Origin of the sequence: Porticoccus sp., assembly GCF_965660005.1 — a bacterium.
Lineage (GTDB): Bacteria > Pseudomonadota > Gammaproteobacteria > Pseudomonadales > Porticoccaceae > Porticoccus.
The window spans coordinates 1-9,963 of sequence record NZ_CBFHYF010000052.1 but is presented as its reverse complement, the minus strand read 5'-3'; the positions used below and the strand labels follow the sequence as shown (position 1 = coordinate 9,963).

Sequence of the window (9,963 nt, the reverse complement as noted above, 5' to 3'; positions counted from 1 at the left end):
GCATTCTCTGGGAGAGAAGCGGAAATCGCGATTTTTGAGCCTGAAATGCGGTTATCACGGTGATACTTTTGGCGCCATGTCGGTTTGTGATCCTATCACAGGCATGCATCATCTGTTCCGGGACGTGCTGGCAGACCAATTTTTTTCAGACTCGCCAAAATGTGATTTTGATGCTGCCTGGGACGAAGACTATATCAATGAATTTAAGCAAATAATCTCGACTCATGCAGGTGAGATTGCTGCAGTAATACTCGAGCCGGTTGTTCAGGGGGCCGGGGGTATGCGCTTTTATTCGCCGATGTTTCTGAAGCGTGTCCGCGACTTGTGTGACCAGTATGATGTCCTGTTAATTGTGGATGAGATTGCCACGGGTTTTGGTCGCACCGGAAGGCTTTTCGCCAGTGAGTGGGCGGGGATAACACCGGATATTATGTGTCTTGGCAAGGCGCTAACCGGCGGCTATATGACGCTGGCGGCGACGCTCTGTACTGAGAAGGTCAGTAATGGTATCTGTCTAGGTGAAGCGGGTGTTTTCATGCACGGTCCAACATTTATGGGGAATCCCCTCGCCTGCGCTGTGGCCAATGCAAGTATAGAACTGCTGCTTAGCTCAGATTGGATGACGCGGGTCAAGGATATCGAACAGCAATTGTTTGTGGAACTGGCACCAGCCAGAGATTTCGATCATGTTGAAGACGTACGTGTGCTCGGAAGCATTGGTGTCATCGAGATGAAGAATCCGGTCGACTTGCCAGTTATTCAAAAACAGTTTGTCGATAAAGGTGTGTGGGTAAGGCCGTTCGGAAAACTTGTGTATGTCATGCCACCCTTCATTATCAGCAAAGCGGATTTAGCCGTATTAACCAGTGCGATGGTTGAAGTTGTGAGGGATTCCCCTCAATGAGCACAGGGCTTTTACACTATAAAACTACTCAGGACAATGAATAGAGACCGACGGCCCGGTTGAGTTTTGCCATAAAAGGGGTGCTTGCCGCCCTCGCCCTCTCAGCCCCTTCATTAAGCAGATTTTCTATGTGAGAAGGATTTTTGAGTAATTCGTTGTAGCGTTCTCGCGGCTCACGCAGCTCAGTTTCAATCAGTTCAAACAATTGTTTTTTGGCTTCACCCCAGGCTATGCCATTTTCAAATTCACGGCGCATGGCTAAAGTTTGCTCCTCGCTGGCGAATGCCCGCCAAATCTGGAATACAGTTGACGTGTCCGGGTCCTTCGGCTCCCCGGGCTCCAGCAGGTTGGTTTTAATTTTATTGATGTGTTTTTTTAGTTGTTTTTCAGGGGAAAACAGGGGGATAGTATTACCGTAACTTTTACTCATTTTACGACCATCGAGACCTTGTAATACGGCAACATAGTCATCGACTATGGCTTCTGGCAAGGCGAAATGCTCGCCGTAAACATGGTTAAAACGTTGCGCAATGTCCCTGGCCATTTCTATATGCTGAATCTGGTCTCTTCCCACCGGCACTTTGGTAGCGTTGAACATCAGGATATCGGCTGCCATCAGTACTGGATAAGAGAAAAGCCCCATAGTAATACCAAAATCCTGATCTTCACCCGAATCCTGGTTTTTTTGAACGGAATCCTTGTAAGCATGAGCTCGGTTCATTAACCCCTTAGCGGCAACACAGTTCAGAAACCACATCAGCTGAGTGATTTCGGGGATATCCGACTGCCGATAAAATACAACATTGTCAGTATTGAGGCCCAGTGCCAACCAGGTGGCGGCAATTTCCATGCTTGATTGATGCACCATGCCTGGATCCTGACATTTGATCAACGCATGGTAATCTGCGAGAAAATAGTAAGCATTGATACCAGTCTTCTGACTGGCGTCAATCGCGGGACGAATAGCACCCACGTAATTACCGAGATGCGGTGTGCCAGTGGTTGTAATCCCCGTTAAAACGGTATCAGTCACAACGGCTTTAGATGAATACTGACTCATGATTAAATTCTTTGATCTGATCTTGGTGGCCCACATCATACGGATTTCAGGATTTGAATAAAGCCTGTATTCAGGCCTCCTGAATCATCAACATTGAGGGGTAATTATAAAATGTCTTTAACGCCCGGTATAAATTAAAGGCATCATCCGCGCCAGCCATTTCACGAATAGAATGCATGGCAAACGTGGGCACGCCGATATCCAATGTTTGAACACCAACCATCGCCGCGGTAATTGGCCCGATTGTGCTCCCGCAACTCAAGTCTGTACGGTTTACAAATGTCTGGACGGCGATCTTTTCCTTTTCACACAGATGACGAAACAAAGCGGAGCTGATGCTATTGGTGGCATAGCGCTGATTGGCATTTATTTTAATAACCGGTCCTTCATTTAAACGTGGTCCATGATTATTATCGTGCCGATCAGCAAAATTCGGATGAATTCCGTGAGCATTATCTGCGGATACCATCAAAGAACGTCGCATCACCCTGGTTAACAGGGCCGGATCCGGGTAAAGGCGTTGCAGCACTGATTGCAACATCGGTCCGTTTGCCCCACAAGCAGAAATACTGCCAACTTCTTCATGATCGTTACAAACCAGCATGGTGCTAATCTGATCGCCAGCTTCCAGGAGAGCCTGCATACCCGTGAAGCAGCTGAGCAAATTGTCCAGCCTGGCACCGGAAATAAATTCTTTATGCATGCCAGTCATAGCCGGTTTTTGGCAATCATAGAAGTACAGTTCGTAATCCAGGATTCTGGCTTTTTCCGGCAAATCACCAGAGGAGAACAATTCCTTTACCAGGAATTCGCGAAAATCTGTCACCGATTTATCGGGATCTATGAATAACAGGGGGGGAATATCGGTTTGTGGATTCACCTTGCGTTCATTATTTGCATCCCTGTCCAGGTGAATAGCCAAGCTGGGAATCACAGCCACCGGTCTTTTCAGATCAACCAGTATCTGGTCCAACAAGCCCTCTCCATCATCGAACACCAGGCGACCAGCTATACTGAGGTCGCGGTCAAACCAGGGGTTCAGAAGTGCCCCTCCGTAAACTTCGACACCTAGCTGAAAATAGCCCTGACGATTCAGTTCCGGTTTTGGCTTCACTTTGAGGCAGGGGCTGTCCGTATGAGCTCCCACCATACGTACTCCAGTCTCAATGCCGGGCTGATGCCCTGCAATAAAAGCGATAATGGACGAACCGTTGCGGACAGTGTAATAACGACCACCCGGCTTTATATCCCATTCAGCATCTTCCGGCAGCCAGATAAATCCAGAGGACCCCAATATTTCGCGCATACTTCTGACGGCATGGAATGGTGTGGGGGATTGATAAATAAAATCCAGCAACTGCTGGTTGTAACGCTGTTTATTCATATTGGACTAACTGCCGACCTCATTGTTCGTCACTTCAAGTCTTTCCAGCAGGCTCGATGTATCCCAACGTCCGCCGCCCATCAACTGGATTTCCCGATAAAATTTACTGATCAGCTCTGTTGCAGGAAGCTTACTGCCGTGGCGCTGGGCTTCATCGAGCACAATGGCCAAATCCTTACACATCCAGTCCACGGCAAAACCGTGATTGTACTCACCCGCCAGCATAGTTTGATAGCGATTTTCCATTTGCCAGGATTGTGCGGCCCCCTTGGCGATGACCTCTATGACCTGTTCTGGATCAAGCCCCACCTGACGAGCAAAAAACAACCCCTCGGCAAGTGATTCAATAACGCCCGCCACACAGACCTGATTCGCCATTTTACACAGTTGCCCAGACCCGACCGGGCCCATCAGGGAAACCCTGTTGGCATAATGTTTGATAATGGGGCTTACTTGACAAAATTGTGCTTCCTCACCACCAACCATAACTGTCAGAGAGCCGTGCTCAGCACCTTGCTGACCACCGGATACCGGAGCATCGAGATAAACCATGCCATGTTTTTCTGCTTCTTTTGCAAGGTCCCGGGTGACTCTGGCCGACACAGTAGTGTGATCGACGAAGAACGCTCCCCGGTCTGCCCCGCTGAAAGCACCAAAATCACCCAGGAGAACTTCCTGTAAAGACTCCTCATTACCTACGCAGGTAAAAATAATCTGTGCATTTTTGGCTGCCTCTGCTGGGGTTGTTGCCGCAATCCCCTGGTATTGCTCCAGCCATTGTGCAACTTTTCGTTGAGTGCGGTTATAAACGCAGACTGAAAACCCGGCCCTGCTCAAATGGCCAGCTAACGGGAAACCCATGACACCAAGGCCAATGAAAGCAATTTTTTTCATGAACGATCCCCTCCAAATATCAACTTAATTATTCACCAGGATGACGATCAATACAGCGCCCAATAGAAGTCGATAAATGACAAAAGGTATCATACCAATTCGATTGATCCAGGTAAGGAAGACACGGATACAGAGGTAGGCAGCAATACAGGAAAGTCCTGTGCCGAGGAGAATATCACTCCATGGAATCCGGGGTAGTTGAAGGAGTTGAACACATTTGTAACCACCACTGAGAATGATGACAGGAATCGACATCAGGAAAGAAAAGCGAGCAGCCGATTCCCGTGTAAAACCCAGCGCCAATGCTGCCGTCATGGTAATACTTGATCTTGATGTACCCGGAATCAGAGCCAGCGCCTGGGCTACCCCGATAAAAAGTGCCGAGCGCCAAGTGATCTGATGAAGCGTTTTGACGCGGTGTCCCCACAAGTCACATATTCCCAAGAGCAAGCCAAACAGGATGGTTGTTGCAGCAATGACGGCAATTGAACGCAGCTGGCTTTCGATAAAATCACCCAACAGCAAACCTGCCAGACCAGCGGGAATAGTCGCGAGAATAAGTTGCCAGCCCAGGCGGCTTTCAGCGGTAGGTTTACCATCGGCAGTTAGACTGCGGCACCAGTGCACTATCACCTGCTGAACATCGTGGCGAAAATACCAGAGTACAGCTATCAGGGAGCCAACATGGACTGCGACATCAAAGGCCAGTCCCTGGTCTGTCCAGCCGAGTACAGCTGATGGCAAAATAAGATGAGCAGAGCTTGAAATCGGCAAGAATTCGGTGAGGCCCTGAATAATAGCCAGAAAAAAAATCTGCAGAGTATCCACTATTTCCAGATTCCTGTTCCGCCAGAATTGGTGCCCTCGCGCAGCCGTTTCCGTTTTTGCCAGGACACTTTATCTCTGAGGTATAGCGGCTGTACATCATCTATCGCCATTGAGTTACCATTGACAATCTGTGGCATCGCAATAGTCAGCACATCCCGGGCATCTGGCAATAATGCCGAAGTCATTTCCGCTGGTTGCAAGCCAATGCGCTCGGCGTACTGCCACCCATCACCAATCGCCGTCAGAGGTAATTGACTTTCCGGGAGTGTGACCCTTTCAGGCGAAGAAAGACTGTCTGGCAACAGACGAATCAACTCAATACCATTCCATTCGAATGCGGACCAATAAATTTCATCCATTCGGGCATCAAACATCGGCAAAAGACGACAATTATCCTGCAGGGATAGTTGTCTGAGCGCAGTGTGAGCCAGGGTTTCAAGGCTGGATACAGGCAACACAGGAAGGGCGGCCCCAAGAGCTAGCCCCTGTATAGCACTAAAGCCAATCCGAATGCCTGTGAAAGAGCCCGGACCCAGCGTAAAAGCGAGCGCATCAAGTTGGGTTAATTTCATCCCAGCCTCTGAAAGCAGGTCATTCACCATTGGCAATAACAGGCGGGTATGCTCTCGACTGGCAAGCTGATAACGATTGATGACAGTTTGCCCGAGCGCCAGGGCGACCGAGCATGCCTGCGTTGTTGTATCAATTGCCAAGACTTTTTTCACAACAAAAAAATCCCCCGTTAAGGCGGGGGATTGTACCCTGTTTGTGGTAAAGAACGGAGTTTGATTGGGTGTATTTCCCGATACACAGAATGTAAAACACCACCTATTCTATCGGTGTCTCCAGCTTGCTATTTGCTGCCGGATTGGCTTATGACACTGCACTCTTCCCGGCAGTTGGGGTTTTACGTGTTGCCGATTTCTTGTTGGTTGCCGATGGACTCCAACGTTTAGGTCGAGCAACTGCTGATTTTTTTGTTGCTGGCGTTTTCCGGGCAGTATTTGCCTTACCCGCTGCTTTCGCTACCGGCTGTTTTGCTGTAGCTCTGGTCTTGGAGGATTTTGCAGCTGTCGTTGTCACTGCCGGTGGCCGACCGGGGCCACGCAAGGAAATTGTCTTGGAAGGAGCTTGCGATTGCCCGTTAATTTTTTGTTCAGCACTCCTGATGACAGCTGAGGCCTTCTTGTGTAAACGTTTTTCAATGGTTTTGACTTTGGCCAGAGTATTTCTTTCGACAGTCCTGACCTTTTTGGCGATGTCGGTAGTACGTTTTTTCAGCCAGGATTTTTTATAGCGGGCCATTGCTTTATCAAGATCTGAGGCCGTTTTTTGCTCCAACTTTTTTTCTGTTATAAGAATTCTGTTTCTGGCTTTCTCTTCTGCATCTGCAAGCTGAGACAGAATCTTTTCTGCTCTGAGTTCAGCTTTTACCAGCGTATTCTTTGAGACCAGGTTATTCAGCTTACGGACATTTGTTGTGACTTCCTGAATGCGCTTTTTAAGTAACGCCTGAGATGCTTTGGTCGCATTTTCAGTAACCCTGTTTTTTGCAGCAGACAACTTTTGTTTGGCATCGGCAACTTTTTTCTTCTGTATATCCACTTCCTTCTCGATACGCTGAAAAGCCACAGCTATCTTGTTAACTGATGAAGTAGCAGCTTTTTTTGTAGATAACGCTGCAGTTTTTTTTCCGGCAGATTTTGTTACACGCTTTTTTGGAGCGTTGGCCATGATGTTTCTCCTTGCTACTGGAAGAAATACAGATTTTTTGATTAAAAAAGATGATTAAAGTTTATTCAAAATAGACAATATTTCCATTTTAGCATAGGGAATTATTTTTTGTGTTGCCCAATCTGGCATTTATTGTGAAATTTATTGATTCAGTGTCAGTTTATTCGCAGTCATTTCAGCCAGCGCATCGATAAATGATGGCGTATCATTGACGCATGGAATGTAATGATATTTCTCTCCTCCCTGTTCGAGAAATATTTCACGGTAAGCCATGTTTAGTTCTTCAAGCGTTTCTAGACAGTCTGCAGTAAATGCAGGACTAACGATATCGACAGATTTGACTCCCGCCTTTAACCATGCCATGAGCTGATCATCGGTATAGGGCTGAAGCCACTTTTTTGGACCAAATCTCGATTGAAAGCTCATTGACCATTCGGAGGATCCGAGCCCCAGAGCCTTGGCAACGGCATCGGCTGTTGCGCGACAATGTTCACCATACGGATCACCCTTATCCACATAATCCTGAGGAATTCCATGAAAGGACATCAAAAGTTTTTCATTGCGTCCATTCTCAGCCCAATGATTTTTTATCACTTCAGCAATTGATTGAATGTAACCGGCATGATCATAAAATGATTTTATAACGGTCATATCGGGGATATTGCGGCTTTCCTGAATGATGCTAGCTACCTGATCGTAGATTGCACCTGTGGTCGATCCCGAGTATTGGGGATACATGGGGATTATCAAAAACTTCTCGATACCTTTTTCTTCCAGACAACTGATTGTTTCCTTTAAAGATGGTTTACCGTAGGTCATGGCCTCCGCAACAACAGGCGCGTTTTGACCGTAGCGCTCCGACAACACATTCTGCAAGCCCGCCACCTGTCGACCGCTGACAACACGCAATGGTGAGCCCTCTTCCCACCATATTTCATGGTATGCATGTGCCACCCGCTTAGCGCGAAGGGGGATAATGACCAGTCTTAGCAAAAACCACCAGATCAGCCTGGGCACTTCAACCACGCGGACGTCCGAGAGAAACGCTGTCAGGAAACGCGCTATTGCGGCAGGTGTCGGTTCTTCCGGGGTGCCCAGATTGACCAGAATGACAGATGTTTTATGCATCGTATCTCAGGCTTTATAGTTGGCAAAAAAATGGGCTCATAAAGCGCCCAGTCTGCATCAGTTGCTGTGCTCAGACCAGAGCTTCTTCTAGCCGTGATTCAACTTCCGGGAGTTTTCCAATGCCATTGACGCAAGCATAGGAAGGTGCTTTGTCCGGCTGCGTTCTGGCCAGGTCCTTATAAAAACCGACCAAAGGCTGAGTTTGCTCGTGGTAGACAGAAAGACGGTTGCGAACAGTATCTTCCTTATCATCATCACGCTGCACCAGAGGTTCACCAGTGATATCGTCCAGCCCTTCTTTTTGCGGTGGATTATGTGTTACGTGATAGACGCGACCAGAGCCATCATGAACCCGCCGGCCACTCAAGCGTGAAACAATTTCTTCGTCTTCAACATGGATTTCGATGACTTTATCGATAGCCACGCCTTCGTTTAACAGAGCCTCAGCCTGCGGAATGGTTCTGGGAAAGCCGTCAAACAGGAAACCATTTACACAATCAGGTTCCTGAATACGCTCTTTTACCAGTGCAATGATAAGGTCATCGGAGACCAACCCACCAGAAGCCATGATACCTTTGGCCTTCAGCCCCAGTTCTGTTCCCGCTTTTACTGCTGCCCGCAACATGTCACCAGTGGATATTTGGGGGATGCCAAATTTTTCAGTGATGTATTTGGCCTGAGTACCCTTCCCGGCGCCCGGTGGGCCCAACAAAATAATTCGCATTCGTGATCTCCGATTATCTGGGGTTGAATTAGAGTGATTAGTCAATTACCCAAACTCGCAATTGAGGTCGCAAACATTACACAGAAATGACCACAACCACAAGTCAGACGGGACTCTCAGCCTTACTTCTGGAGAGTGGCCAGCTTGGCTTCTACCCACAAATCATTGAGCTGTTCAGCTGACACATCGATCACTTTCATCCTCTGATGACACAAGGTTTCTTCGATATGATTAATACGCTGTTCGAATTTTTTCGATGATCTTCGCAAGGCGGTTTCGGCGTCCACTTTAAGGTGACGACAGAGGTTGACCACTGTAAACAGTAAATCACCAAGCTCGTCTTCAATGGCTTCTACTTCGCCCTCCGCAATTGCTTCTTTCAGCTCCTGGCTCTCTTCATTGATTTTTTCCAGAACACCTTGTACATCCGGCCAGTCAAAACCGTGATTGGCGGCTCTCTTTTGCAGTTTCATTGCACGAGTCAATGCGGGTAAACCGGCGGGTATATCATCAAGGATTGATTCCCGCCCCTTTTCCTTTCTTTCGCTTTGTTTGATGAATTCCCAATTATCTTTAATGGACTGCTCATTGAGGGGCAGCCCTGGGGAGCGTTCGCTATAGAGAGTACCGTCCGGAAAAACATGGGGGTGGCGGGCAATAAGTTTTTCTACCAACAGTGAGATGACCTGCTCAAGATCAAACAGATTTTGTTCCTTCCCCAACTGTGCGTAAAAAATGACCTGGAATAACAAATCACCCGATTCTTCTTTGAGCTGGTTGTAATCTTCATTCTCAATGGCATCTGCGACCTCGTAGGCTTCTTCCAGTGTGCAGGGAGCAAGCGTTTTAAACGTCTGCTTTAGATCCCAGGGGCAGCCCGTTTCCCGCTTGCGCAACCGTGCCATCAAGTAGCATAGATTGTCTATGGTATAAGAGTCTGCCATACACTAACCTTCATCAATAAGTTGTACGCCGGTGATATTCGGGATTTGTCTCAATTTGCTCATGACGTTACTGAGTTCATGAATGTTTGTGACTTCAAGGGTGACTTCCATTCGCACAGAAACCCCTTTCCGGCCTTGGTCACTTCGTGAAGACATGGCCAAAATATTCAGCCCCGCTTTATCCAGGACTGCGCTGATGTCACGTAATAAACCGCTTCTGTCGTAGGATTCCAGGGCAACTTTTACTGGGTATACTTTTTTCGGCTCACCGCCCCAGCTGACCTCAATCACTCTTTCCGGCTCGACATTTTGCAAGCGAAGGATTTTCCCGCAATCCTTGCGGTGAACGGAAACCCCCCGGGT

At 47.9% G+C, this 9,963-nt stretch carries 11 protein-coding genes; 1 reads left to right on the top strand and 10 read right to left on the bottom strand.

The window, feature by feature from the left end; all coding sequences use genetic code 11:
• Positions 1-904: aminotransferase class III-fold pyridoxal phosphate-dependent enzyme (locus ACTF5G_RS09180; RefSeq protein WP_438952516.1), on the top strand; the 904-nt coding region annotated here is incomplete at its 5' end.
• Between the two features lie 28 nt (positions 905-932).
• Here the strand turns inward: ACTF5G_RS09180 and ACTF5G_RS09175 are convergent.
• The 10 genes from ACTF5G_RS09175 to ACTF5G_RS09130 all read right to left on the bottom strand — a co-directional run.
• A complete protein-coding gene (locus ACTF5G_RS09175; protein WP_438952515.1) occupies positions 933-1,964 on the bottom strand; it encodes a tryptophan--tRNA ligase in 1,032 nt (343 codons plus the stop codon).
• Positions 1,965-2,034: 70 nt separating this feature from the next.
• Positions 2,035-3,348 (bottom strand): M18 family aminopeptidase, encoded by a 1,314-nt coding sequence (locus ACTF5G_RS09170; protein ID WP_438952514.1) that lies wholly within the window; start codon positions 3,346-3,348, stop codon positions 2,035-2,037.
• A gap of 6 nt (positions 3,349-3,354) precedes the next feature.
• A complete protein-coding gene (locus tag ACTF5G_RS09165) occupies positions 3,355-4,242 on the bottom strand; it encodes an NAD(P)-dependent oxidoreductase (RefSeq protein ID WP_438952513.1) in 888 nt (295 codons plus the stop codon).
• Between the two features lie 24 nt (positions 4,243-4,266).
• Positions 4,267-5,070 carry an undecaprenyl-diphosphate phosphatase gene (locus ACTF5G_RS09160; protein WP_438952512.1) on the bottom strand — a complete coding sequence of 268 codons (804 nt, stop codon included), beginning with the start codon at positions 5,068-5,070 and terminating at the stop codon, positions 4,267-4,269.
• A complete protein-coding gene (gene tsaB, locus ACTF5G_RS09155; RefSeq protein WP_438952511.1) occupies positions 5,070-5,795 on the bottom strand; it encodes a tRNA (adenosine(37)-N6)-threonylcarbamoyltransferase complex dimerization subunit type 1 TsaB in 726 nt (241 codons plus the stop codon). The genes ACTF5G_RS09160 and tsaB overlap by 1 nt, the downstream gene beginning before the upstream one ends.
• 148 nt (positions 5,796-5,943) lie before the next feature.
• Positions 5,944-6,804 carry a hypothetical protein gene (locus ACTF5G_RS09150; protein WP_438952510.1) on the bottom strand — a complete coding sequence of 287 codons (861 nt, stop codon included), beginning with the start codon at positions 6,802-6,804 and terminating at the stop codon, positions 5,944-5,946.
• 141 nt (positions 6,805-6,945) lie between these two features.
• Positions 6,946-7,932, bottom strand: a complete 987-nt coding sequence (hemH, locus tag ACTF5G_RS09145; RefSeq protein WP_438952509.1) for a ferrochelatase — start codon at positions 7,930-7,932, stop codon at positions 6,946-6,948.
• A gap of 70 nt (positions 7,933-8,002) precedes the next feature.
• On the bottom strand, positions 8,003-8,656 hold the full coding sequence (adk, locus tag ACTF5G_RS09140; RefSeq protein ID WP_438952508.1) for an adenylate kinase: 654 nt from the start codon (positions 8,654-8,656) through the stop codon (positions 8,003-8,005).
• Positions 8,657-8,778: 122 nt separating this feature from the next.
• Complete coding sequence (gene mazG, locus ACTF5G_RS09135) at positions 8,779-9,600, bottom strand: nucleoside triphosphate pyrophosphohydrolase (protein ID WP_438952507.1); 822 nt, start codon at positions 9,598-9,600, stop codon at positions 8,779-8,781.
• A gap of 3 nt (positions 9,601-9,603) precedes the next feature.
• Positions 9,604-9,963 (bottom strand): ACT domain-containing protein (locus ACTF5G_RS09130; protein ID WP_438952506.1); only part of this gene is annotated, 360 nt, incomplete at its 5' end.

Coding starts and splice junctions, on each gene's coding strand:
- ACTF5G_RS09170 (WP_438952514.1), bottom strand. CDS start 3,348: ATGAATAAACAGCGTTACAACCAGCAGTTGCTGGATTTTATTTATCAA.
- ACTF5G_RS09150 (WP_438952510.1), bottom strand. CDS start 6,804: ATGGCCAACGCTCCAAAAAAGCGTGTAACAAAATCTGCCGGAAAAAAA.
- hemH (WP_438952509.1), bottom strand. CDS start 7,932: ATGCATAAAACATCTGTCATTCTGGTCAATCTGGGCACCCCGGAAGAA.
- adk (WP_438952508.1), bottom strand. CDS start 8,656: ATGCGAATTATTTTGTTGGGCCCACCGGGCGCCGGGAAGGGTACTCAG.
- ACTF5G_RS09175 (WP_438952515.1), bottom strand. CDS start 1,964: ATGAGTCAGTATTCATCTAAAGCCGTTGTGACTGATACCGTTTTAACG.
- mazG (WP_438952507.1), bottom strand. CDS start 9,600: ATGGCAGACTCTTATACCATAGACAATCTATGCTACTTGATGGCACGG.
- ACTF5G_RS09165 (WP_438952513.1), bottom strand. CDS start 4,242: ATGAAAAAAATTGCTTTCATTGGCCTTGGTGTCATGGGTTTCCCGTTA.